The sequence below is a fragment of the Geminocystis sp. CENA526 genome, assembly GCF_050753365.1.
GTDB lineage: Bacteria > Cyanobacteriota > Cyanobacteriia > Cyanobacteriales > Cyanobacteriaceae > Geminocystis.
Genome location: NZ_JBLZFY010000030.1, coordinates 1 through 25490, shown reverse-complemented (window position 1 = coordinate 25490; position 25490 = coordinate 1). Strand labels below are relative to the sequence as shown.

Here is a 25490-nt window from a genome sequence, read left to right as displayed (position 1 = left end):
GTTAATTGTTATTTAGCGGATAAATATTTACTGACAATATTAAGTACTTCATCTCGATCGAGGGGTTTAGCAATGAAATCCGAAGCACCCATCATTTTTGTTCTGACTCGTTCTACCATACCATCATTAGAGGTTACAATAATAATGGGAGTTTGACGAAATAAAGATAGTTTCCTTAAACTAGCACAAATTTCATAACCGTTGGTGTGAGGCATGACTAAATCTAAAAAGATTAAATCGGGTTTAGTCGCTAATACTTTTGCGATCGCCTTCATGGGTTCAGTAATACATATAAACTGGTATCCTGCTTTTTTGACAATATTTGCCATAGTTTCACAAATAAGAGGGCTATCATCAATACAGGCAATTAAAGGGCTTTTATCTTCTGGTTGAATAATGGTAGGAGGCGAAATGGGAGCAGGTAAATCGGCAACGGAAACTAAGTCGATATAGCCTTGTTGAATGTAGGGTAATAATGAACTACTAAACTGGTTTAAATCTCGTTTCAACTGTAGAGATAAATCTCTGAGGGTGTTTCTACCGTTAAATAATTTGGTAAATGCCTGATAGGTTTTGGGGGTAATATTTGCTTGTAACTGTTCACCAGAGCGAATTACGGGGGCTTTATTCGGCGATCGATCTCCTAACCTGAGACTAACCCAACTTTGCCATTGTTGCCAAGCAGGTACAATAAATTGATTAGCATCCACCAGAAAAATTTGCTCTGATAGGGGTATTTGAACTTTATTATCAAGATGAAAAGTAATTTCTGTAGTTTGATTGAGATCGAAAAAAATTTCTGTGAGAATACCATTAATCATCTTCATTACTCCTTCTCTATCCGCCTTTCCATTGACTAACCAACGGCGCACTAACTCGTATTCCCAACAAAATTTAATGTTATCACTGGAAATCGATCGAATTTCTGTCTCCAAATAACTGGCATCTGTAGCGATATTAGGAAGATAAGCGGCTAAATTACGGCGCCAACGTCTGACAGAATGCTCTCCCCCCGTACCGTAAATTAAGCGCCCCATAGACAAGTAAAAATGCCATTGAGTTTTACCCGGATACACTAACCGAACTTTTCCACTAAATTGATGTTTTTTGAGGGTGTTAAATAGGTAGGTTTGTTTCGATGCCACAAACCCCTTGATTGGAATACTATAGTTTTCTTTATTTGGCGTATCCATCAATGATAAATTAGAAGTAAGCTGATAATCATTTTTTTGATCTTAGTATAAAATTAAGAGTTTGTCTGATTTCTAAGTCATACTCTTAAGGTTTTATTCTTATTCTAAAGATAATTGCCTTATATTCTATATATATTTTAAAATTTCTTAACTATAGTTCATGAGTATTAATTTTCAATCGATCGTAACTACCCTCAATCAATTTTGGAGTGACAGAAACTGTCTTATTGCTCAACCCTATGATACCGAAAAGGGTGCAGGTACTATGAGTCATAATACCTTTTTACGAGCTATTGGACCCGAACCTTGGTCTGTGGCATACATAGAACCTTGCAGACGACCCACCGATGGACGTTATGGAGAAAACCCCAATCGAGTCCAACATTATTATCAATATCAAGTCTTAATCAAGCCTTCTCCCGACAACATTCAAGAGATATATTTAGACTCTCTCAAGGCATTGGGAATACATCCTGAAGATCATGATATTCGCTTTGTGGAAGACAACTGGGAATCTCCCACTTTAGGCGCTTGGGGTGTCGGTTGGGAAGTGTGGTTAGACGGCATGGAAATCACTCAATTTACCTATTTTCAACAATGCGGAGGAATTGACTGTCATCCTGTTTCGATCGAAATTACCTACGGTTTAGAAAGATTGGCAATGTATTTACAGGATGTGGATAGCATTTATGATATTCAGTGGAATAATGACATAAAATATGGAGAAATTTTCTTACAAGGAGAAATTGAACAATGTACCTATAACTTTGAAGCATCCAATCCCGACTTACTTTTAAAACTGTTTAATTTGTACGAAGAAGAAGCGAAACAACTAATCGAAAAAAATCTTGTTTTACCTAGTTTAGACTATGTTTTAAAATGCTCTCATTGCTTTAATTTGCTAGATGCTAGAGGCGTTATTGCCGTAGCTGAACGCACTAGATATATTGGTAGAATACGCAATTTAGCCCGTCAAGTTGCTTTACAATATCTCAGTCAAAGAGAGTCATTAAATTTTCCTTTAATGAAAGATAATTCTGCAAAAATTTTGGCTTAACACTTGATCTGATTATTCGAGATAAAAAAAGGGGGAATAGGGAATAGGTAATAATGCGATTAATTCGCTAGAAACTAGATAAAATAATCTAGGGATAAAAGTATTTGCTTTACTCCTATCCTTGCTTTTTCACAATCAAGTTTTATTTGTTTTTTTAATTCATCGATCGAACTAAATTTTTCTTCATTTCTTAGAAATTTAATTAATTTTACCGTTAAATTTTGGTTATATAAATCATCATTAAAATCGAATAAATGCACCTCGATCGAGATATTTTTGCCGTCAACAGTAGGACGTTTACCTAAGTTCATTACGCCAAAAAAATAGTTATCTTTTACTTGAACTTTTACCGCATAAACGCCCATTTTAGGTAAAAATTTTTCCAAAGAAACACCTATATTTGCAGTAGGAAAACCGATAGTTCTACCTAATTTTTTTCCTTCAATAACTCTTCCTACAATTTGATATTCCCTACCTAACATTTCTGAGGCTAACTCTGCTTTACCCATTAACAAACTTTCTCGAATATAAGAGCTACTAATTCTTATAGATTGATTATTTATGGTTAAATTTTGTTCTTCAGTAATGTTAACTTTTACATCATATTTAGTGGCTAAATTTTGCAAATATTCAGCGTTACCTTGTCTTTGATAACCGAATCTAAAATCTTCCCCAACACTAATAAATTCGGCTTTTATTTCTTTAATTAAAATATCTTGAATAAATTTATCGGGACTTAAATGGGCTAATTCTCGATCGAAAGGCAATAGAATTAGTTGTTGAATACCTAATTTTTCTAGTATTTTACATTTTTCAGGAATAGGGGTAAGTAATTGTTTTCTTGTACCTGTAAAAAATTCTTGGGGATGGGGAATAAAAGTAACTAAAGAAGGAGTTAAATGGGGATAGTCAAAAATGGGTTGTATTACTTGTTGATGTCCTCGATGAATCCCATCAAAATTACCAAGAGCGATGGCACAAGGGGAATTGATGGTATCTTGTCGAACATTGTTAAGGGAAGTAGTAATAATTTTCAACATCATTAGCGGATATTTTATGATTCCGTAATATTTCTTAAAATAACTTCATATTCTACCAGATTTATCCAAAGTCCAGTTATTTATTCTACTGATGCCTGATACCTACCCTCATCAAAATACTTTTTCAGCACCCCTAAGTATTATACAATCACAAACTATGATTTCAAAAATCAAAACCATACTACTGTAGAAGAGCCAAATAGAATAGTCATTAATGACGGTAAATCGATCGAAAATGCTTAATTTTGTCTCGATATTCTGCGGCTTTTTCAAACTCTAAATTCTTCGAGGCTTCTAACATTTTTTCTTCTAATTGTTTAATTATAATTGGTATTTGATCTAAACCTATCTCTTCAATATTTTCAGATACTTTTTCTAATTCTTGATTATTTAATTTTCTCGATATGTCTAAAAATTCTAATAATAAATTACTCGATTTTTTCGTGATTGATCGAGGTGTAATGTTATTCTCTTGATTATATTTAAGTTGAATTTCCCTACGGCGATTAGTTTCTTTAATAGCTTTTTCCATACTATTAGTAAAGTTATCAGCGTATAAAATTGCTTGACCATTTACATGACGAGCGGCTCTACCAATGGTTTGAATTAATGATTTTTCAGAACGTAAAAAACCCTCTTTATCAGCATCTAAAATTACCACTAAAGACACTTCAGGTAAATCTAAACCTTCCCTTAATAAATTCACTCCAATTAAAACATCAAATTCTCCTGCTCTTAAACTTTGTAAAATTTCAATACGTTCGATCGACTGAATCTCCGAATGTAGATATTGTACATTTATTCCCCTTTCTTGTAAATATTCCGTCAAATCTTCTGACATCTTTTTAGTTAAAGTTGTTACTAAAACCCGTTGTTTTTGCTTAATTCGCTCTTTAATTTCTGCTAATAAATCATCTATTTGCCCCTCACTAGGACGTACAAAAATTTGTGGGTCTAAAATACCAGTTGGGCGAATAATTTGCTCCACAATTTGATGATTAGACTGTTCAATTTCCCAATTACTAGGAGTAGCAGAAACGAAGATACATTTTTTCACTTTTTGCCAAAATTCATCGGCTTTTAAAGGGCGATTATCAGACGCACTAGGTAAACGAAAACCATGATCAATTAACACTTTTTTTCGAGCTTGATCACCGTTATACATTCCCCTAATTTGAGGTACAGTAACATGGGATTCATCCACAATTAAAAGCCAATCTTCGGGAAAATAATCTACTAAACAATCTGGTGGTTGTCCAGCTTTTCTTCCTGTTAAATGACGAGAATAATTTTCAACTCCATTGCAATATCCTACCTCTTTTAACATCTCTAAATCATACTTTGTTTTTTGTTTTAATCTTTGTGCTTCCACTAATTTTCCCTCTTTTTCTAATCCTATTAATCTTTCCTCTAATTCGGCTTTGATATTTTCGATCGCACATTCCAACTGGTCTTTAGGTGTTACAAAGTGCTTGGCAGGATAGATGTTAATTCGCTCTAATTCTTCTAATAATTCCCCTGTAACGGGGTCTAAAAGGGAAATTGCCTCGATTTCATCTCCAAAAAAATCAACCCGTATAACTCGATCTTCGTAGGCTGGTACAACTTCTAAAACATCCCCTTTGAGGCGAAAAGTAGCACGACGCAAATCAACATCGTTGCGACTATATTGTACATTAACCAAGTCTCGAATCAGTTGACGGGGATCATATTCTTCCCCAAGACGTAGGGGAATAGAGGCTTTCAGGTATTCTACTGGCATCCCTAAACCATAAATACAACTAATGGAAGCCACCACAATAACATCTTTTCTTTCAAAGAGCGATCGAGTTGCAGAGTGACGAAACATATCGATTTCATCGTTAATAGAAGAACTTTTTTCGATGTAGGTATCCGTAACAGGGATATAGGCTTCGGGTTGATAGTAGTCGTAGTAACTGACAAAATACTCTACAGCATTGTGAGGGAAAAATTGCCGTAATTCGTTGCAAAGTTGCGCCGCTAGGGTTTTATTATGGGCTAATACTAAAGTCGGTTTTTGCCACTGTTCGATCGTACAAGCTATAGTATAAGTTTTTCCTGTACCCGTTGCGCCGAGTAGAGTTTGAAAAGAATGTCCAGCCTGTAATGATTTTACCAGAAGTTCGATCGCTTGAGGTTGATCTCCAGTAGGTTTGAAGGGTGCTTGTAAGTTAAACATTAATGATCTTATAAGGGAAGTTCCAAGATAATAAATAGGATAAACTATAAATAAATTTATTCTCTTATTGATTCTTTTATGACTAATTCCGATTCATCTACCAATACCCCTGAAACAGAAGTCAAAGATAGCTATGTAAAATTAGCCATGCGCAATATGGTAAAAAAAGGGGGATTATCTCTCAAACATTTTTTCTTAACTACTGTGGGATTATTAGGCTTTTTGGTAGGTATCTCTTATCTAACTCGATAATCTAAGAGATGTCATTCTTGAAGTGTGATTAACATATTCAGATTTGTAGGGTGGGCATTGCCCACTATTCTTACATCGAACTGAGGTTAATTCAGGTTTTAACGGATTTATAGTTATCTATAATTAGCTTAATGCCCAAAGCTATTAAACCGACTGTCACCATCAAAAATAAAAAAGTCGCCATAGTGGTAATACCCATAATTAATGTTCTCACGGTAGAGGCGATACTCATTGCCATTTGATTATTGAATTTTATGGGCATTGTACTATAAGTCGAAATTACGGATTTCGTTAATAGATAAGCTCCAACCGCCAATCCCCCCGAAATGGAAGCCCCCGTAAAACAACGAAAAGGGGTTATTTTTTCTTGATTTTCTTCTTGTTCGATCGATCGATCGTTTGTATCACTATCAGTCATAATTATAAAATTATTGGTAGGTAATAGGAATTAATGTGATATAGCAGTACTAAATCATTTGTGAGAAAATTAAACTAAGTACCCCCTTTGTTTAAGGGAGGTTAGGGAGGATCATATTCTCACGATTCATTTAGGATTGCTATATATTCTATTCCATTGTTAATTGTTAATTGTTAATTGTTAATTACTTTCTAGCTTCTTTCCTCGATCGGAATATAAGATTGATTATGTTCACCTACATACACTTGAGTCGGGCGAAAAATGCGATTAACGGCTAATTGTTCTTTCCAATGGGCTAACCATCCTGCAACCCTTGAAATAGCAAACATAGGAGTAAATAAATCCGACTTAATGCCTAACTTACGATAGACTAAACCAGAATAAAAGTCCACGTTAGCATAAATACCCTTATGTCCTAAATGTTCTGCGACAACTTTTTCCACTTCCAAAGCAATCTCATAATATTCATCATAGCCCGTTAATTCAAACAAACGTTCTGCTAATTGCTGTAATATTTTAGCACGAGGGTCTTTAACTTTATACACCCGATGACCAAAACCCATGATTTTCTTTTTATGTTTAATACAATCTTCAATATAAGGACGGACATTTTCCACACTACCGATTTGTTCTAACATCAATAATACTTCCTCATTCGCTCCTCCGTGTAAAGGACCGGCTAATGTACCTACAGCAGAAGCCACAACAGCATACGGATCGGTTAAAGTGGAAGCTGTCACCATCGCTGAAAAAGTAGAAGCATTCATGGTATGTTCAGCATGGAGCATTAAACACACATCAAAAATTCTCGCTTCTAAAGGTTCTGGCTCTTTTTCCGTTAACATATAAAGGAAATTAGCAGAATAGTTTAAATGTTCGCTAGGTTTAATGGGATCATTTCCATTACGCATTTGAGCAAAAGCCGCTACCATAGTAGGAATTTTGGCTAATAACCTAATTACCGCATCTCTAATATATTCTTCTTTGGCTAAGGCACGACGAGAATAAAATAACCCTAAAGCCGCCGCCGAAGTTTGTAAGGCATCCATAGGATGTCCACTTTCAGGAAAACACTTCATCATATCTCGAATATGATATTTAATGCGTCTATGACGAGTTACTTCATCTTGAAATGTTGCTAATTCTTCCTTCGTGGGTAATTTCCCCCAAATTAATAAGTAAGCTGTTTCCAAAAATGTGCTTTTTTGAGCTAATTCTTCAATATTTATTCCTCTATATTCTAAAATGCCGTTTTTGCCATCGACAAAACTAACGCTAGATTGTGCGACGGGTATTCCTTCTAAACCGGGTTGATATTGACAAGCTGGTTGCGTCATTTTTATTCCTCTATGATCTAATTATAATAGTATTTTTTATAAGTACTCTTTTTGATTAATTGTTTATTGTGAGTTAGGTTATATTCTATTTTATTCAACCTATTATTTAAGGTAAGAGTGCTGTTCATTCAATATACAATTAATTTGCTTCAGTTACTCTAAAAAGCCCATTAATGAAAGTAATTGATCATGGAAATCACAAAAGTTGTGTAAGATACTAATTTATTGACCTAATGACTGTTAACTAGGAGTTGATGAAAAGGTATTTTCGTGGGGAGAGGCAAAAGGCAAGAGGGAAAAGTTAAGACTTTTGGTTATTTTCAAGAATTATGTCAGTTAAATGCGTTTTAGCTTAGTTCCAATTAATCAGAAATAAAATATTTTCAAAAGTATGTTATTTAATTTACGATTTGAAACAATAAAAAAAATCGGATGGTGCATTTTGATACAATTACCTGTATTAACAAACCAAAATTAATAAGATTATGAATAAAACCGTTGCTGAGGTGATGACACCGAATCCTATCACCGTTACACCTCAAACTCCTTTAAAAGAAGCTATTACTATTTTAGTGGAAAACAAAATCAGTGGTTTACCTGTCATTGATGAGCAAGGTGAGTTAGTCGGGGTAATCTCTGAAAGTGACTTGATGTGGCAAGAAACAGGAGTTGAACCGCCTCCTTACATTATGATTTTAGATAGTATCATCTATTTACAAAATCTTAATCGTTATGAAAAAGAGATACATAAAGCATTAGGGCAAACTGTAGGAGAGGTGATGAATGATAAAGTCATTTCGATCGAAAGTAGTCAGTCTGTAAAAAAAGCGGCTCAATTACTCCATGATAAACCCATTCGCCGTCTTCCAGTGGTTAACGATGAGGGAAAAATAATTGGCATTATTACTCAAGGGGATATTCTACGCGCTATGGCAATGGATTAATCGTGAATTAAGAATTAAGAATGCAGAATTGAGAATGACAAAGACTTATTTACTAGACTCTATTCACCTATTCAAAATTAACTAAATTATGACGATTACCCCTGAATCCGTAAAAGCGTTGATACATTCCCAAAATTTTGGGGAGCGTATTCGAGGTATTAATGAATTAAGACAGTTAGAGAAAGAAACTGCCTATGAATTATTAATTGCCATCATTAAAGATAATAACGTCAGAGTGCGTTATGCCGCTATTTCTCAACTGGATAGTTTAGGAGATATTAACCTTGACAAATCCTTAGAAGTCTTGTTAGATACACTATATAATGATCCTGAATCCGATGTGCGCGCGGCTGCAGCAGATGCCATCGCAGGGTTAAAAATTACTAAGGCTTTTCCCGACTTAAAAAAAGTCTATTATGATAGCGATGATTGGTTAATTCAATTTAGTATTGTGTCAGCATTAGGAGAATTAGGGCATCCTGACGGCTTTGATTTACTCCATGATGCGTTAAATTCTGATAATGAATTGCTGAAAACCTCTGCTATTGGTGCTTTAGGAGAATTAGGAGACGATCGAGCCATCGATTTATTGATACCCTTTGCTAATAACGATGATTGGCAAATTCGTCATCGAGTCGCCCAAGCATTAGGCAGATTTGGAGGGGAAAAAGCGAAAGCGGTTTTAATGACTCTTTCCCTAGATAAATCCGTAGCCGTATCAGAAGAAGCTAAACACTATCTTATTAGTGAATAGATGTTAAGTAATAGGTAATAGGTAATAGGTAATAGTGCGATTTTTAATTAAGGCTCATTGAGATAAAATCTTTGTGGAAAATATCATAATGAAAAAACAGATTTTAAAACAAAAAGACGCTCTGACGATCGCAAATGAGTTATTAGAAGTACTCAATCATGGGGCATTAGCGATTATGATTTCCATAGGGCATCGTACCCAACTTTTTGACACTATGGCAAATTTACCTCCTGCAAAATATAGTACTATTGCCCAAGAAGCAGGATTAAATGAAAGATACGTCAAAGAATGGTTAGGTGCATTAGTTACAGGAGGAATTATTGAATATAATCCCGAAGCAGATACTTACTATTTACCCCCTGAGTATGGAGAATTTTTGACTCGCCAAGCTACTCCCAATAATATAGCGGCGGTAATGCAATATATTCCCTTATTAGCTCAAGTGGAAGATAATATCATCCCTTGTTTTTATCAGGGGGGAGGTTTACCCTATTCGGCTTATCCTCGCTTTAACGAAGTCATGGCAGAAGATAGTGGGCAAACAGTGGTAGCAGTATTAGAAGAAGCTATTATCCCTCTGGTAAACGGTTTACAGGAAAAACTAACCCAAGGTATCAAGGTTTTAGATTTGGGATGTGGTAGTGGACAAGCCTTGATTAAAATGGCTAAACTATTTCCTAATAGTCAATTTTTAGGTATAGATTTTACTTCAGATGCCATCGAAAAAGCTCTTAATTACTCTCAAACACTGGGTTTAACTAACATCGATTTTCAAGTACAAGATGCGGCGCAATTAAGTTTAACCACCAAATTTGATTTAATTACTACCTTTGATGCTATTCATGATCAAGCCAAACCTGCCCAAGTGTTAAAAAATATTTATGATAGTCTCGATCGAGATGGTGTATATTTGATGCAGGATATTAAAGCCTCGAAATATCTACACAAAAACTTGGATCATCCTGCAAATATTTTCCTTTATACTGTATCCTGTCTTCACTGTACCTCCGTTTCTTTAGCCTATAATGGTGATGGATTAGGTACAATGTGGGGAGAAGAAACCGCCTTAGAAATGCTCCAACAAGCAGGATTTTCCGAGATAACCGTTAAACAACTTCCCCATGATCCCATGAATAATTTTTATATATCACGAAAATAATAATTTAGCTAATTCGATCGAACCTATTAAGTATTATCTACACAAATTCGACATAAAATTTTAGAAAAGGATAAAAAATAGGAGACTAGACAACTAGAAGAAAATTATTTATTAGACTTCTCCAATTATTATGATTTTACCACCGTAGAACAGGCATCTTGCCTGTATTTTTGAAGATGTCTATTACCTATTCCCTACCTTCATCATTCTACTTAAATGCAAACTAGCTTATGAAATTCTATACCCTTGACGTTTTCACCGATAAACCTTTTAGCGGAAATCAATTAGCAGTCTTTCCCCACTGTGAAGAATTATCCCCTCAAACCATGCAAAACATCGCTCAAGAGTTTAACTTTTCTGAGACAGTTTTTGTTTTTCCCCCTAGCAATCCTCAAGCTAATTTTGATGTCAGAATTTTTACCCCAGCAGGGGAAATTCCCTTTGCAGGGCATCCCACCATCGGCACGGCTTTTCTGTTAGCATATCTAGGCATGGTGCATTTAACCAACAATACCACCGAAATTATTTTACATGAAGGAGTAGGGAATGTTCCTGTTACTATTTATAGCGAATATAACGAACCCCTTACCACAGAATTAAGTGCGCCTCATCCTCCCGAATTTTATGATGATATTCCTTCTAAATCAGCGTTAGCAGAGATTTTATCGTTATCGGAAGCGGATTTGAGCGATAAATATACCCCTCAAGCAGTTTCTTGCGGTTTACCGTTTCTCATTATTCCCCTCAATAGCTTATCGGCGTTGAAGAAAGCACAACTTAACTTAACAGCATGGCAAACAACCTTATCTAATCATATTGCACCCCATGTTTATCCCTGTTATCAGACAGGAGATTTTCAATGGAGAGTGAGAATGTTTGCGCCTAGCTTAAATATATCAGAAGACCCTGCAACGGGATCGGCAGCCACTGCTTTTGCTGGTTATTTAGCTACTTATCAACCTGAAAAAGATGGTAATTGGCAATGGGTAATTGAGCAAGGTTTAGAAATTAATCGCCCTAGCAAAATTATCGCTTCTGCCAGTAAACAAGATGATCAAATTACCCAAATCAAAGTTAAAGGACAATCAGTGGTTATCATGGAAGGAGTTTTGGTTACTTAGACTAACCTCAGTTCGAGACAAAATTAAGTTAAATTTATTTAACGATTTCAATATCTAAATTGATTTAATTTTTTATTTCTGGAGATGTCTAATAAATTGACAAAGCGAATAGATAACGTTCAATGAATTGAACTAATAAAATGCAATTTTACCTCGACTTTGAAAAAATCCTGCTTCTCTCCCTCTTATCTTCATCAATATCCATTGGGGTTTTACCTGATTTGTAGCCAAGAGGTGATAAAATTGCCTTTGATTAGCTATTCTTTAAAAAAAATCCATGCCTGAAGCAGTAGGAGTAATTCAAACATTAGGATTTCCCTCTATTTTAGCCGCCGCCGATACGATGGTGAAAGCGGCAAGGGTGACTCTAGTTTATTTTGATAAAGCTGAAAAGGGTGATTTTGTCATCGCTATTCGTGGACCCGTTTCTGAGGTAAAAAAGGCTATGGCTGAAGGTATCCAAGAAGCAGGAAAGGTATTTGGTGGAGTGGTACAAACTCATTATATTGTCCCGAATCCCCCCCCTAATGTTGTGGATGTCTTACCGATCGAATATACAGAAAAATCACAACCCTATCGTTTTTAACACAACCTCAATAAAATTATTTTTATTACAAAATTTATTATTAATTAAAGGAGAATTTTTTTTATGCCTTCACAATCAGCAGTAGGATCTCTTGAGACAAAAGGATTTCCCGGAGTTTTAGCCGCCGCCGATGCTATGGTAAAAGCTGGTAGAGTTACCTTAGTGGGTTATATTCGTGTGGGAAGCGCTCGTTTTAATGTCAATATACGGGGGGACGTTTCCGAAGTTAAAACCGCAATGGCGGCTGGAATAGATGCTGTTAGTAAAGCCGAAGGTGCTACCCTTGAGTCTTGGGTAATTATTCCCCGCCCCCATGAAAACGTATGTGCAGTATTACCGATCGATTACTCAGAAGCGGTTGAGCCTTATCGTCAGGCGGTGGAAGGTGTAGCGTTACCCCCTTCTCGTTAAAATAGTGAATAGTGAATAGTGAATAATTGTTAATTGTTAATTCCTAATTCCTAATTCTTAACTCTACATTCCTTAATAATGATTACCTTTACAGAATATCAACAACGTCGTCAAAAATTTATGCAAGTTATCGGTAAAGGAGTAGCGGTGTTTCGTAGCGCCCCCCAAGCCGTTATGCACAATGATGTAGAATATGTTTATCGTCAGGATAGCGATTTTTATTACTTGACAGGATTTAATGAATCTGAAGCTGTAGCGGTTTTTGCACCTAACCATGAAGAACATCAATTCATACTTTTTGTACAACCTAAAGATTTAGCTTCAGAAATTTGGACAGGTTACAGAGTGGGAGTGGAAGGCGCTAAGGATATTTATGGTGCTGACGTGGTTTATCCGATTAATGAGTTAGATGAGAAATTACCAGAATACCTGATTACGGGCGATCGAATCTACTATCATTTAGGCAGAGATTTACCCTTCAACGAAAAAATTATCTACCATTGGCAAAAATTAATGGCAAAATACCCTAAAACTGGGCAAACCCCCAGAGCCATCGAAGATAGTAACTTTGTTCTGCATCCCTTACGATTAGTGAAAAGTGAAGCGGAAATTGCCATGATACGCAAGGCAACGGAAATTTCTGTGAAAGGGCATCAAAAAGCCCGTGAAGTGGCACAACCCGGACGTTATGAGTATGAGATTCAAGCAGAAATTGAACACACTTTTAGATTATTAGGAGGAGATGGAGTTGCTTACCCCTCGATCGTAGCATCAGGAGGAAATTCTTGTATTCTGCACTATATCGACAACAACCGCAAAATGGAAGCAGGAGACTTGTTATTAATCGATGCAGGATGTTGCTATGGTTATTATAACGGTGATATTACCCGTACATTTCCCATTGACGGCAAATTTACTCCTCAACAAAAAGACATCTATCAGTTAGTCTTATCCGCTCAAACTCAAGCTATCGAGCAAGTAAAACCGGGCAACACCTATAATCAATTTCATGATAAAGCCGTAGAAGTGTTAGTGGAAGGCTTAAAAGAACTTAAACTATTACAAGGAGATAGTGAAGAAATCATCAAAGAGAAAAAATATAAACCCTTTTATATGCACCGCACTGGACATTGGTTAGGCTTAGATGTGCATGATGCTGGAGCTTATAAACAGGATAAGGAAAATTGGATAAAATTTCAACCAGGTAATATTGTCACCGTTGAACCCGGTATCTATATTTCACCATATATTACTCCTGTGGAAGGGCAACCCGAAGTATCCGATATATGGAAAGGTATCGGTGTCAGAATCGAAGACGATGTTTTAGTCACGGAATCTGGCAATGAAGTCTTAACCAGTGGTATCGAGAAATAAATACGATTTGTTGAATAAATCAAAAGGTGATTAAAATTAATTCTGATTATTTACAATACACCTGTGTATTTGTTGAAGAGATAACGCTTCAAAACCTTGATTTTTCATTCTTTAACCTGACACCCGATACCTGATGCCTGATACCTACCCTCATCAAAATACTTTTTCAGCTTATACGCAACTAAATCTTTAACTTCGTTTTAGCTTATCGCATACTAAAAGAGTACCTGCGGAAACGCATAAAGGAATAATAATTAAATTCAATAAGGGAATACTAATTAAGGTTAAACAAATTAAACCAAATCCTGCGGTAGTTGGCAATTTTCCCCACACAAATTTTAATTTTTCTCGAAAATGTAAACGTTTTCTTTCTAAGGTTGCGTCAAAAAAATCTAAGCAAATAATCGTACAAGTGAGAGTTATTCCTCCTACTAAAGAAATTAAATTACCCATAGCTGGAATAAAATTTAATAAAAATAAGGGGACACTGATGACTATAATTAACAATAATTTTTTCAGTTCAAATAATATCGCCCTCAATATCTCCTGAATAATATTAACTTCGACAATTTCTAGTTTTCCTGTGTATAAAATTTCTAGTTTTTCTGATAATTTACCATACCAAGGTGAGCCGATTATTGAGCCAAATTGCACTATGATAAAACCAATTATAATTAACAATATCAAAAATAAGATAACCTTCAAAATTTGACTAATAAACAAGAGAATTGCTATTAATATATTTGACCATTCTGGAAGTTGATTGATAGCATTATCCACAGATATTATAATGTTATTAGTGAAAGAATCGAATAATTTTAAACTAGGATTTAGTAAAAAAATATAAGTGGTGATTCCCACACAAATATTGATAATAATAGGGATAATTAGATATTGCCATAATTGCTTATGGTTTGCTATAAATTTTATGGCTAATAAAGGGTAGCCAATACCTGTAAAAAAGGTAAATTGTTTGAGGTTTTCTTTACTCATTAATTTTAGATTTAATGGAATAATAAGATATTCAGTATTATATAGCAGTCAGTTATGAGTTGTGAGAATTATCTTATCCTAAAAGGGAATAGCGAATAGTGATGCTATCTTATATATCTTTTTCTAATAATTGATTTCTTATAAATGATTCCTGATTGCTATCAGTTAGTTAAGAGATAAATTAATAAACTACTATGTAAATTTATACCTGAGTTCGATCTAAAATAATGACGATGAGAGAAGGAAAAGGGAAGGAATATACTTTAAAACTTTAGTTAAATTTAGTAAATATGGAATATTTAACTTACTTTATAATAATTATTGTGATACTAATATTAGTTATTAGTTATTTGATGATTCTTAAAAATCAAGTAAATAATCGCAAAAAAAATTATCAAAATTCTTCTAATTTTAAAAGAAAAGTAAATAAAAAAATTGTTAATAAAAATAAAGAAGAATCTGATGAAAAAATAAATGAATTAAAAAATCAATTGTTAAAATTAGTTAATCATGATGCTAAAATTGTAGAACGTTTGATTAATAATCTTAAACTAAAACATCCCGATAAATCAGAAAACTGGTATTGGGAGAAAGCAATTTTAGATTTAGAAAGAGACAGAACGTGATATTAATAATATCAAATCAACTTCTTAATTCTTAATTCTTAATTCTTAATTCTCCATTATGGCTTTAATGGCTTCAGAAAGTGCGATCGAAGTATGTGTCCAATGAGTCCCCCCTTGACAGAATACTATATAAGGTTCTCGTAAAGGTCCATCAGCAGAAAATTCTGAAGTACTACCATCGATAAAAGTTCCTCCTGCCATGACTAAATTACTCTCGTAGCCTACCATGGGTGCAGGTACTGGGTCAAGATATGAACCTACAGGAGAGTTACGTTGGATCGATCGACAAAAAGCCACCAATTTATCAGGATTACCGAGTTTTACCCCTTGAATAATATCTCGACGAGGTACAAAAGGTAAAGGATTGACTTCGTAACCCAACTCAGAAAACACTAAGGCGATGAGATGACTGCTTTTCATGGCTTCCGCTACCATCTGAGGCGCTAAAAATAAGCCTTGAAACAGGAGGCGATTTTGATCAAATGTAGCACCGCCACTGCTACCAATACCGGGGGAGGTGAGACGACAACAGGCTTTTTCCACTAAGTCTTCTTTTCCAGCTACATAACCCCCTGCTGTAACTATTGTACCCCCCGGATTTTTAATTAATGAACCTGCCATCAAATCCACCCCAACGGCAGTAGGCTCAAGGTTTTCGATAAATTCTCCATAGCAGTTATCCACAAAACATACGGTATCAGGATTTTGTTGCTTCACTACCTTGACAATTTGGTCAATTTGTGCTATGCTCAAGCTCGATCGCCACGAATAACCGCACGATCGTTGAATTAAGACTAATTTGGTTTCTGGCTTAACGGCGGTATTCAATGCCTCCCAGTCAATATTGCCTTCTGGGGTTAAGTCTAACTCTCGATAGCTAATACCAAAATCTTGTAGTGAACCTTGTCCTTCACCTCGTAATCCGATAACTTCTTCTAAGGTATCGTAGGGATGCCCCGCCACTGCTAACATTTCATCATTAGGGCGCAATATTCCGTATAGACAGGATGCGATGGCATGAGTACCCGATACAAATTGTACTCTAACGGCAGAACTTTCGGCGTTAAAAACCTGTGCAAAAATGTTGTCTAAAACTTCCCTTCCTAAGTCATCATGACCATAACCGCTTACACTAGAAAAATGATGCACTCCCACTCTATTATCTCGAAAAGCTGTCAAAATTTTTTGTAAATGTTGTTTGACTTGTCGATCGATTTGTGCAAAAGTTGGTAATAATTTTTTCTCGGCTTCTTCTATTAATAAATCAACGTTCATTATTGTTACTATACTTAATAAAATTATAATTTGAGTGTTTCAAAAACTTCTATCCCTATTTCCTAGCTTCATCATTATCTTTCATTAACGTTCGATCGAGTTAAGATAATTATTGAGAAAAGAATAAGATAAGATATAATAAAAATTGAAAATCTGAAACATTAAGTAACCTAGAATAAAGTAAATGACAAGAATATTAGTTATTGAAGATGAAAAAGAAATTAGAGAAAATATTATACAAATATTAGAGTTAAATAACCATGAAACTATTTTTGCAGATAATGGACAAAGTGGATTAGACTTAGCAGTCAAAAACCTACCAGATTTAATTGTTTGTGATGTAATGATGCCTTGTATGGATGGTTATGAATTTCTGGAAAACTTGAGAAAACTAGAAGAAACTGTAACAATTCCCTGTATTTTAGTTACAGCCAAAGTAGAAAAAAAAGATTTTCGTCAAGGCATGGGATTAGGTGCAGACGACTACTTAACAAAACCCTTTACTCCCCAAGAATTATTAGAAGCAATTGAGTCACGGTTACAGCGTCATGAAAATATTACAGAACAGTTTAAAAACAAATTAAAAGAAAATGAACAAAATATTACGGAGATTAAACAAGAAATCAAAGAAAAGAAAAAACAATCTAAAGCAAATGAAGATTTAATTGCGATGAAAGATAATATTATTGATAAATTATTGACCAATTTAAGTGATCCTATTAATAATATCAATCTAGCGGTGAAAATGTTAATAGAAGCTGATAGCGAAGAAAAACAGCAATTATATTTGAAAATCCTACAAGATGAGTGTGCTAAAGAAATTGCTTTGTTAAATGAGACTAAAGAATTGCAAAAACTTTTAACGACAGAAACTATTGGAATGTTACAAAAATTTAATCTTTTAAAATAAAAATGTAGCTCACTTGAAATAAAAGATTTAAAGAATATTTAAGCGAAAAAGTCACTCTTGGGGTAAAATATTTCAGGATAAATTTCCGTATCATAAATATATATTTAATATAGTCAAAATAATGGAACAAAAAGGTGTTACGATTTGGTTTACTGGATTAAGTGGTGCTGGTAAAACTACTATTAGTCAACAGGTAGAACAAAAATTAAGAGAACAAGGTTATAAATTAGAAGTATTAGATGGTGACATTGTTCGGACTAATTTAACCAAAGGTTTAGGTTTCAGTAAAGCAGATAGAGACGAAAATATCCGCCGTATCGGTTTTGTAGCTAATCTTTTAACCCGTAACGGGGTAATTGTGATTGTGTCAGCTATTTCCCCTTATCGTGATATTCGAGATGAAGTTAGAGTAAAAATTGGCAATTTTGTTGAAGTTTTTGTCAATGCGCCTTTAAGTGTTTGTGAAGATAGAGACGTAAAAGGGTTATATAAAAAAGCTCGATCAGGTGAAATTAAGATGTTTACAGGCATAAGTGATCCTTATGAGCCTCCCTTAAACCCTGAGATTGAATGTCATACTGATTTGGAAGAGTTAGACGAGAGTGTCAATAAAGTATTAGAAGGTTTAGAAAAACTAGGTTATTTACGTCAAACCGCTAATGTTTAATTAATAGTGAATAGTTGATAGTGAATAGTGGATAGTGGATAATTGATTCCTAAATTCTTAATTCTTTCTTAAGGCAAACCTTATTTACCTTTATGATTACTAGGCGATTTTTCTTAGCGTCTTAGCATCTTTGCGAGAGAAAAATCAGGTTTTGAAATAACAAATAAAGAGGAAATATTGATGGAAAATCTTTATTTTGATTGGTCTAATCCTTGGATAACTGGTGTTATAATTAATACTATTCTCATCATTATTGCCTTGATTTCTCCCAAAAAACTCCTCACTGTCATAGGTTATCTTAATGCTTGGGTGTTGGGGGTGATTGTCTGGGGAAGTTTACAATGGCAAGGTTATGCTGTGGTAATGTTTTATTTTTTAGTAGGCTCTGGTATTACTAAAATTGGCATAAAACAAAAAGAAGCTGAAGGTATTGCAGAAAAACGATCGGGCGTAAGAGGTGCTGAAAATGTGTGGGGAAGTGCCTTAATCGCCACGATTTCTTGTTTAGGCTATGTTTTTCTTTCTCCAGCGTGGCAATCCTTTTGTTTAATTGCCTATGTAGCTAGTTTCGCCACGAAGCTATCTGACACTTGTGCTAGTGAAATTGGCAAAGCCTACGGTAAGCGCACTTTTTTGATTACCAATTTTCAACCAGTGGCGAGGGGTACGGAAGGGGCTGTAAGTCTTGAAGGTACATTAGCAGGTATAATAGCGAGTATTGTTATCTCTGTGTTGGCATGGCAAATAAATTTAATTGATTTTATGGGAGTTATTATCTGTATAATTTCTGCTTTTATTGCCACTAATTTAGAGAGTGTAATTGGGGCGACTTTACAAACTAAATTTGAATGGTTAACCAACGAATTTGTTAATATTTTAAATACTTTAATCGGGGCATCGATCGCAATTTTTATTACTTATATTTATCTATTAAATTTTATTTAAAAAACATCACTATTAACCATGAAAAAAATTTTAGTCGTTTTAACTAGCGTTGCCAAGTATCCTAACTTAAATAGAGCTACTGGATTATGGTTATCAGAAGCGGTACATTTTGTTAAACAAGTAGAATCCGCAGGATATGATGTGGACTATGTTAGTCCTCTTGGTGGTTACGTTTCGATCGATCCCCACAGTTTAGCCGCCGCCGATTCTGTGGATTGGGAATGGTATCAAAACAAAGAATTTATGAATCGTTTAGGGAATACTTTAACACCAGAGGAAATTAACCCTGATGACTATATTGCCATTTATTATGCAGGAGGGCATGGAGTGATTTGGGATTTTCCTGATAACGAAGCCTTGCAATCTATCAGTCGTCAAATTTATGAAAACGGAGGTTACATTACATCGGTTTGTCATGGTGCAGTAGGGTTACTCAATATTCAATTATCCGATGGAAATTTACTCATCAAAGAGAAAAAAGTAACAGGATTTTCTAACGAAGAAGAAAAACAAATAGAATTAGATAAAATCGTACCGTATTTAACCGAAACAGAGTTAATAAATAGAGGAGCAATTTATGAAAAAGCAGTTAAACCTTGGGAGGTTTTTGCCATAGAAGATGATAGAATTATTACAGGGCAAAATCCCGCATCTAGCGCCAAAGTAGCAGATTTATTAATTGCTTCATTACAAAATAAATAGAGTCTGTTGAAAAAGCATTTTGATGAAGGGAGGCAAAAAGCAAAAGGCAACAGGCAATAGTTTTTACATTATCATCTCTCCATGTAAAGTTTACCGTAGGGGTGGAACATTGTTCAACCCTGCCCTTCTCTCATATTTTTAACCTCTTCCTTTATGTTAAATTTTCAATGCTTCTTCCTCTCTTACACGTCTATTTTTTATCTCTCGCAAAGTCGCAAAGTCGCAAAGAAGAATGCAAAGGTGTCTTTTAAATGGTATAAATAAAGAGGGTATGTATAAAACAGAGAATATGATCTGTAAAATTTTATTAATCAAATAACATCTCTATATTTAAAAACTATAATAAATTTTTGTAACTATAAAATGAATGATTTATTAACTTTAAAAGATAAATTTAGTCAAACTTCTGATAAAAATAGGATACCTTTAATTAGTGAATTAATTAATCAAGGAGAGGAAGGTTATCAAATTTTAAGAGATTTTTTACTTAGTAATAAAGAGCAAGTAAATCCCGTTATGGGAAAAATATATCAATTACTAAAAAATAATAATAATGCTGAAAATAAGAAGTTTTTAAATCTTTATTTTCCTAAAGGAATTGTTAAATTACTATCCGATAAAAATATTGATTATAGCGAACTTCAAAGATTATTAATTGAGCAAAAATATCAAGAAGCAGATGTTTTAACACGGGTTAAGTTATGTGAGTTAGCAGGAGAAACTGCTATTAAAAGAAAATGGGTTTATTTTACTGAAGTAGAGAAATTTCCTGCTACAGATTTAACCACGATCGATCTACTTTGGCAAGTATATTCTGAGGGAAAATTTGGTTATAAAATACAGCGTCAAATATGGTTATCTTTAGGGAAAGACTATAATCAATTATGGACAAAATTACAGTGGAAATCTGGTAATAAATGGACAAAATACCCTCAAGAATTTATTTGGGATTTAAGTGCACCTAATGGACATTTACCCTTATCAAATCAGCTACGAGGAGTAAGGGTTATGGATGCTTTATTATCTCATCCTGTATGGAATAATTAAGAATTAAGAATTAAGAATTAAGAATTAAGAATTAAGAATTAAGAATTAAGAATTGCACAAAAAATCTTTTTTAATTCCCCTCACCCCTATCTTTTCATTTTCCATCAACATCCAATTAATTATTATCATGGCTATTAATATTTCTCTTAATGAAAATCATATTAATAATTTAGATTTATCTCCCGTAAAAACAGTTATTGAAGACGTAGAAAAACGTCAAGAAATTTTGACTTTAGAACAACAATTAGTATTTAATATTGATTATCCTAGGGAAGAAAATGATCCTCGTGAGTTATCAGAAATTCCAGAGATAAGACTCTGGTTTATTGCCTTAGATAGTGTTTATCCTTGGTTGCCTTTTGCCTTAAATTGGCGAGAAGGAGAATTAGCCCGATATACTGCAATGCTTGTACCTCACCAGTTTAACCGCACGGAGGGAATACAGTATAATCAAGAGGCTTTAGATATTTTTGTCATGGCAAAAACCTTTATTCTCCACCGTTGGCTAAAGCAAAATAATATTACGGGAAATTCTCGTTTAAAAGCGATGGCACAAATTTTTGGCTACGATTTAGACGATCGATTTTTTGCCTTGCTCAATTAAAATATATAAAAAGTTTTCTAGTTTTATTAACGTATTAATTACTTGCTTTTTAGCTTCCTCATAAGTCATTTCTTCAAAAGTTAGCAGATTTAAAGGTTGAATTTTTAACCATCTATTAACTAATTCCTGAAGATTTGTTTCTTTTTCCCATAGACACAAAAGACAAGCCGTCATGTTGCTTTCTAATTCAATATTTCCTCTTGCGGTTAAGGTAATATATTTACTGATAATAAATGATTGTTGCTGTTCGATCGATCGTAATAAATCCTGTTTAATTTTATCGGTTTTAAGTTGAGGATGAACATAAATTATGGCATTATCCCAATCATTATCATTCCATGCAGAAACAGGAGTTAAAGAAGGTAAAGAAGTTTGATTATTGACACACCAAAAATCGATTAAACGATGAATAGGATTTAACAAATCATATAAATTTAACTCCTCCTCTTGAGATATATTTTCTAAGCCCATTTCCCAATATTCGGGCAATTCTTCAAACAAATCTTGAATATTCCAACTACGCCAATCCGTCATACTTAAAAATTTTAAATTAGCATTATTTAACATAGCAAAAACATCGGGAATGGTAAAACCTTTATCACTTTCTAACAAATAATTCATCAAGATACTGCTTTTTTGTTTTTCGGGAGAAAACTGAGTAAAGATGTTATTCCATTGAGCTTTTATTCCTATATTATTTTTTAATTTAGTAAAAGTATCCTTAACTATTTCTACCTCTAAATCATCGGGACTTTCTTCCATTAAACCTAAAGTACGAAACAATTTTTGAATAGTAAAAATACTAAATCTTTGATAATAATTATGAAAATTAGTACGAAGAATACCTCTTTCTTTTAATACTGATTGTAAAATTTTTAATCCTTTTTCTGGCTCAGGTAATAAGTAAATAACTTCATCGCAATTAATATAATCAAATTGATAATTTAAACTTGGTAAATCTTCTAAATTTAGAGCGTAAAATTCACCATTTGTTAACCCATGATACTCAAATCTTGCCTGTGCAATTTCTACGGATTTGGGGGATAAATCAACCCCAATAATTTTGGCATTGGGATTGGCGTAAGCTAAAACTAAAGACTTCCAACCACTACCACAACCAGCATCTAAAATAATTGTATTTTTTAAATCAATGATTTCTTGAAATGCTAAATAATAAGAAGTCCTTAAATCATGCACAAATAAAGCATTATAATCATCATCAGCAGTTTTTTCGATCGGTATATTAGGATAGGGCAAATTTTCATATTGCCCTTTAATTTTTGATAAAATTTCTTTCTCAGTCATAATCTATATAATAATCAATAACAATTTAATTATATTTTAATTTGGCTCTCTTACTTTGAGTATGATAAATTTTTGATGAAGATAGGGAATAGCGGATTTGGGAAAAGAGTTTGATTTCTAATACAAGGGGTTTAAACGCCTAAAGTAATAAATTTTGAAATATTATTATGAATAGCACAAAAACAATTTTAATCAATTTAATCATCGGATTTTGGCTAATTTTTATAGCGGTATTTTCTATTCAAAATATACAGTTAATTAGTCTCAAATTTTTCTTGTTTGAATCCATAAAAATATCCGTGGGGTTTTTATTAACTTTATCTCTCGCAGGAGGATTCATATTTGGTGGGTTAATACCAGTGTTATTTTCTAATAAAACATCGAGTAAATCAAGTAAAAAGTATCCGAAAAAAAACATTAAAAATAGTAAAAATAATGAATTTCAAAGAGATTGGGAAGAGGAAAAAGATCCTCTTTTTGATTGGGAATAATAGTTTTTTTGCAGTCTATTTAACAAGCTACTAATAATTCTCGATCGAGCTTTAAGTATTCTTCCAACTGTGCTTCGATTTGTTCCTTAACGATTTGACGGTATTCGAGGAAATGTTCATTATGGGCGCACATAGTTAGATAATGTTCCCACACTGCGGGATTATGTTTGATGATACTAAACAGATGATGCCAGAATTTGCCACGGGTATCCCGTTTAATGCCTTGTCGCCAAATGACGATGGCTAAAGCCTTCAAATCGACAAAACTAGGTAATTTAGGAGCAGGTTTAGCCGTAGGTTTACCCAATTTGAGAAAACAACGATAAACTCGATCGAGATAGACATGAGGATCGTATAATTGCCAGAAAGTCTCAATATATTCCTTAGCAATATCCTCCACACTGCGAGTAGGAATAAAATTAATTAAGGTAGTTTGATTAATGTCTTGACGAGTATTTTCTAAAAGTCGCCCTTCCTTTTCCAAACGATACCATAAAGCCGTATTGGGCAAAGCCTGAAGCATTCCAAACATCGCCGTAGGAATTGCCGATTGTTCGACAAAATTGATAATACGAGTAGCCGCATCCTTTTTCTCCCCGTCAAAACCAATGATAAAACCTGCCATCGGGCGCAACCCTGTACGAATGATTTTATCCACCGCATCCACTAACGAACTACGGGTATTTTGAAACTTCTTAGTAAGCTGTAAGCTATCTTCATCGGGGGTTTCAATGCCAAGGAATACCGCATCAAAATAACAATCCACCATTAACTGCATTAACTCCTCATCGTCAGCTAAATCCACTGAGGCTTCAGTATTAAAATGGAAAGGATATTGATGGTTTTCCTGCCAAATTTTTAATTCCTTCAACAATAATTTAACGTTGCGTTTATTGCCGATAAAGTTATCATCCACCATAAACACCGCCCTTCTCCAACCCAATTCATACAAATAATCTAACTCTTTTAAAAGTTGTTCAGGGGTTTTTGTTCTTGGTTTTCGCCCATAGAGTACAATAATATCGCAAAATTCGCACTGAAAAGGACATCCCCTCGAAAACTGTACCGACATGGAATCATAGGCATCTAACTCTAATAAGTCATAACGAGGGATAGGGGTAGTAGTAACGGCAGGTTTTTCTGTGGTACGAAATACTCCCTGAGTTTCGCCTTTTTCTACGGCTTCCACAAACATCGGTAGGGTGATTTCCCCTTCATCCAATACTAAGAAATTCACTCCACTTTCTTGCAATTCATGAGGTACAGAAGTAGCGTAAGGACCACCTACGGCAACGGATTTGCCTCGTCTTTTAGCTTCTTTTATCTGTTCAATTAAGTCATATTTTTGCACAATCATAGCGGAAAAAATCACTATATCTGCCCATTGCCATTCTTCTTCGGTGACGGCACGAATATTTCGATCGACCAACTTAAAATCCCATTCTTGGGGTAAAATCGAAGCGACAGTAATTAACCCTAAAGGTGGCAATAATACTTTTCGATCGACCAACTCAAGGATTTTATCATAAGACCAGAAAGTAGGGGGGAAAATGGGATAAATTAATAAAGCGCGCATATAAAAAGTGATGACATCACAAAAGTTTAATTATTATCCTCAACTGTAACTGATAATTTTGAATTTTTCATGTGGTAATCAATAAACTTATGTAAAAAAATTTTATTTACTGTAGGGGTTGAATAATATTCAACCCACCCAACATTTCAAACAAATGAAGTGTGACATCTCCCACACTGACCTAACGGTACAGATGTTGGCTTCTTAACTTCGCAATTAAGAGTTTCTGCTTCACAGGACGGCACTAGCCTTACAGACAAGTCCACAAGACCCCGTAACCGCTACCCTCCACAGACCGATACCGACTGCCCATCGGCTTTAATGCTTTAACCGTATCCACCGCTATGCACTGTTCACCAGTTTTTTGCCGTACGTTTGTGTCATCGGTTGAGGTGGTTAACCTATAGTTATTTTATCACGTCACTGGCGATTCATCCCACACTTGTTTTAATTATTTTTTTTACTCGAAAACAAAGTGTGGGGCTTCTCGCCGTTTAAGCTAA

Annotated in this window: 26 protein-coding genes; 17 read left to right on the top strand and 9 right to left on the bottom strand. The window is 34.4% G+C overall.

The features are described from left to right. Window positions 1-8: 8 nt before the first annotated feature. A complete protein-coding gene (locus ACN4EE_RS10345; RefSeq protein WP_431706365.1) occupies window positions 9-1145 on the bottom strand; it encodes a response regulator in 1137 nt (378 codons plus the stop codon). 208 nt (window positions 1146-1353) lie between these two features. Here ACN4EE_RS10345 and glyQ point away from each other — a divergent pair, with 208 nt between their 5' ends. Continuing rightward, a complete protein-coding gene (glyQ, locus tag ACN4EE_RS10340; RefSeq protein WP_431706364.1) occupies window positions 1354-2250 on the top strand; it encodes a glycine--tRNA ligase subunit alpha in 897 nt (298 codons plus the stop codon). Window positions 2251-2324: 74 nt separating this feature from the next. Here glyQ and ACN4EE_RS10335 read toward each other — a convergent pair whose 3' ends face one another. Together ACN4EE_RS10335 and uvrB are read right to left on the bottom strand one after the other, a co-directional pair. After that, complete coding sequence (locus ACN4EE_RS10335; RefSeq protein WP_431706363.1) at window positions 2325-3293, bottom strand: bifunctional riboflavin kinase/FAD synthetase; 969 nt, start codon at window positions 3291-3293, stop codon at window positions 2325-2327. A 208-nt stretch (window positions 3294-3501) separates the two neighbouring features. Beyond that, the gene (gene uvrB, locus ACN4EE_RS10330) at window positions 3502-5490 is read right to left on the bottom strand and encodes an excinuclease ABC subunit UvrB (RefSeq protein ID WP_431706362.1); all 1989 of its coding nucleotides are present in this window, start codon (window positions 5488-5490) and stop codon (window positions 3502-3504) included. A gap of 78 nt (window positions 5491-5568) precedes the next feature. Here uvrB and ACN4EE_RS10325 point away from each other — a divergent pair, with 78 nt between their 5' ends. Continuing rightward, the gene (locus tag ACN4EE_RS10325; protein ID WP_431706361.1) at window positions 5569-5742 is read left to right on the top strand and encodes a DUF3285 domain-containing protein; all 174 of its coding nucleotides are present in this window, start codon (window positions 5569-5571) and stop codon (window positions 5740-5742) included. 91 nt (window positions 5743-5833) lie between these two features. On the opposite strand, the gene ACN4EE_RS10320 is transcribed toward ACN4EE_RS10325, so the two are convergent. Further along, window positions 5834-6160 (bottom strand): DUF3082 domain-containing protein, encoded by a 327-nt coding sequence (locus tag ACN4EE_RS10320; RefSeq protein ID WP_431706360.1) that lies wholly within the window; start codon window positions 6158-6160, stop codon window positions 5834-5836. Window positions 6161-6351: 191 nt separating this feature from the next. Beyond that, on the bottom strand, window positions 6352-7497 hold the full coding sequence (locus tag ACN4EE_RS10315; RefSeq protein WP_431706359.1) for a citrate synthase: 1146 nt from the start codon (window positions 7495-7497) through the stop codon (window positions 6352-6354). 485 nt (window positions 7498-7982) lie between these two features. Between ACN4EE_RS10315 and ACN4EE_RS10310 the strand changes: the two genes are divergently transcribed. The 7 genes from ACN4EE_RS10310 (at window position 7983) to ACN4EE_RS10280 (ending at window position 13846) form a co-directional block, all read left to right on the top strand. Next, complete coding sequence (locus ACN4EE_RS10310; RefSeq protein WP_431706358.1) at window positions 7983-8441, top strand: CBS domain-containing protein; 459 nt, start codon at window positions 7983-7985, stop codon at window positions 8439-8441. Between the two features lie 88 nt (window positions 8442-8529). Next, window positions 8530-9195 (top strand): phycobilisome degradation protein NblB, encoded by a 666-nt coding sequence (gene nblB / locus ACN4EE_RS10305; protein ID WP_431706357.1) that lies wholly within the window; start codon window positions 8530-8532, stop codon window positions 9193-9195. Window positions 9196-9283: 88 nt separating this feature from the next. Next, the gene (locus ACN4EE_RS10300; protein WP_431706356.1) at window positions 9284-10354 is read left to right on the top strand and encodes a class I SAM-dependent methyltransferase; all 1071 of its coding nucleotides are present in this window, start codon (window positions 9284-9286) and stop codon (window positions 10352-10354) included. Between the two features lie 230 nt (window positions 10355-10584). Continuing rightward, window positions 10585-11475 (top strand): PhzF family phenazine biosynthesis protein, encoded by an 891-nt coding sequence (locus ACN4EE_RS10295; protein ID WP_431706355.1) that lies wholly within the window; start codon window positions 10585-10587, stop codon window positions 11473-11475. 277 nt (window positions 11476-11752) lie between these two features. Continuing rightward, window positions 11753-12061: a carbon dioxide-concentrating mechanism protein CcmK gene (locus tag ACN4EE_RS10290; RefSeq protein WP_431706354.1), complete on the top strand. Its 309-nt coding sequence runs from the start codon at window positions 11753-11755 to the stop codon at window positions 12059-12061. Window positions 12062-12124: 63 nt separating this feature from the next. Further along, entirely contained in the window at window positions 12125-12472 is a 348-nt protein-coding gene (locus ACN4EE_RS10285; protein ID WP_431706353.1) for a carbon dioxide-concentrating mechanism protein CcmK, read from the top strand. Window positions 12473-12550: 78 nt separating this feature from the next. After that, window positions 12551-13846, top strand: coding sequence for an aminopeptidase P N-terminal domain-containing protein (locus tag ACN4EE_RS10280; RefSeq protein WP_431706352.1), 1296 nt, complete (start codon window positions 12551-12553; stop codon window positions 13844-13846). 189 nt (window positions 13847-14035) lie between these two features. On the opposite strand, the gene ACN4EE_RS10275 is transcribed toward ACN4EE_RS10280, so the two are convergent. Next, window positions 14036-14839 (bottom strand): EI24 domain-containing protein, encoded by an 804-nt coding sequence (locus ACN4EE_RS10275; RefSeq protein WP_431706351.1) that lies wholly within the window; start codon window positions 14837-14839, stop codon window positions 14036-14038. A gap of 290 nt (window positions 14840-15129) precedes the next feature. Here ACN4EE_RS10275 and ACN4EE_RS10270 point away from each other — a divergent pair, with 290 nt between their 5' ends. After that, a complete protein-coding gene (locus ACN4EE_RS10270) occupies window positions 15130-15465 on the top strand; it encodes a hypothetical protein (RefSeq protein WP_431706350.1) in 336 nt (111 codons plus the stop codon). Window positions 15466-15510: 45 nt separating this feature from the next. Here the strand turns inward: ACN4EE_RS10270 and ACN4EE_RS10265 are convergent, their stop codons facing one another. Continuing rightward, on the bottom strand, window positions 15511-16740 hold the full coding sequence (locus ACN4EE_RS10265; RefSeq protein ID WP_431706349.1) for a methionine gamma-lyase family protein: 1230 nt from the start codon (window positions 16738-16740) through the stop codon (window positions 15511-15513). Between the two features lie 184 nt (window positions 16741-16924). Between ACN4EE_RS10265 and ACN4EE_RS10260 the strand changes: the two genes are divergently transcribed. From ACN4EE_RS10260 to ACN4EE_RS10235, 6 genes are all read left to right on the top strand, one after another. Continuing rightward, complete coding sequence (locus tag ACN4EE_RS10260) at window positions 16925-17650, top strand: response regulator transcription factor (RefSeq protein WP_431706348.1); 726 nt, start codon at window positions 16925-16927, stop codon at window positions 17648-17650. 121 nt (window positions 17651-17771) lie between these two features. Beyond that, window positions 17772-18317 (top strand): adenylyl-sulfate kinase, encoded by a 546-nt coding sequence (gene cysC / locus ACN4EE_RS10255; protein WP_431706347.1) that lies wholly within the window; start codon window positions 17772-17774, stop codon window positions 18315-18317. 180 nt (window positions 18318-18497) lie between these two features. Further along, complete coding sequence (locus tag ACN4EE_RS10250) at window positions 18498-19262, top strand: TIGR00297 family protein (RefSeq protein ID WP_431706346.1); 765 nt, start codon at window positions 18498-18500, stop codon at window positions 19260-19262. An 18-nt stretch (window positions 19263-19280) separates the two neighbouring features. After that, complete coding sequence (locus tag ACN4EE_RS10245) at window positions 19281-19964, top strand: type 1 glutamine amidotransferase domain-containing protein (RefSeq protein ID WP_431706345.1); 684 nt, start codon at window positions 19281-19283, stop codon at window positions 19962-19964. A 363-nt stretch (window positions 19965-20327) separates the two neighbouring features. Further along, window positions 20328-21011 carry a GUN4 N-terminal ARM-like repeat domain-containing protein gene (locus ACN4EE_RS10240; protein WP_431706344.1) on the top strand — a complete coding sequence of 228 codons (684 nt, stop codon included), beginning with the start codon at window positions 20328-20330 and terminating at the stop codon, window positions 21009-21011. Window positions 21012-21138: 127 nt separating this feature from the next. Further along, complete coding sequence (locus ACN4EE_RS10235) at window positions 21139-21615, top strand: CRR6 family NdhI maturation factor (protein ID WP_431706343.1); 477 nt, start codon at window positions 21139-21141, stop codon at window positions 21613-21615. Here ACN4EE_RS10235 and ACN4EE_RS10230 read toward each other — a convergent pair. Further along, window positions 21583-22920: a class I SAM-dependent methyltransferase gene (locus ACN4EE_RS10230; RefSeq protein WP_431706342.1), complete on the bottom strand. Its 1338-nt coding sequence runs from the start codon at window positions 22918-22920 to the stop codon at window positions 21583-21585. The genes ACN4EE_RS10235 and ACN4EE_RS10230 overlap by 33 nt on opposite strands. Window positions 22921-23087: 167 nt before the next feature. Between ACN4EE_RS10230 and ACN4EE_RS10225 the strand changes: the two genes are divergently transcribed. Beyond that, the gene (locus ACN4EE_RS10225) at window positions 23088-23411 is read left to right on the top strand and encodes a LapA family protein (protein WP_431706341.1); all 324 of its coding nucleotides are present in this window, start codon (window positions 23088-23090) and stop codon (window positions 23409-23411) included. A gap of 19 nt (window positions 23412-23430) precedes the next feature. Here ACN4EE_RS10225 and ACN4EE_RS10220 read toward each other — a convergent pair whose 3' ends face one another. After that, the gene (locus ACN4EE_RS10220; protein WP_431706340.1) at window positions 23431-24987 is read right to left on the bottom strand and encodes a B12-binding domain-containing radical SAM protein; all 1557 of its coding nucleotides are present in this window, start codon (window positions 24985-24987) and stop codon (window positions 23431-23433) included. Window positions 24988-25490 lie beyond the last annotated feature (503 nt).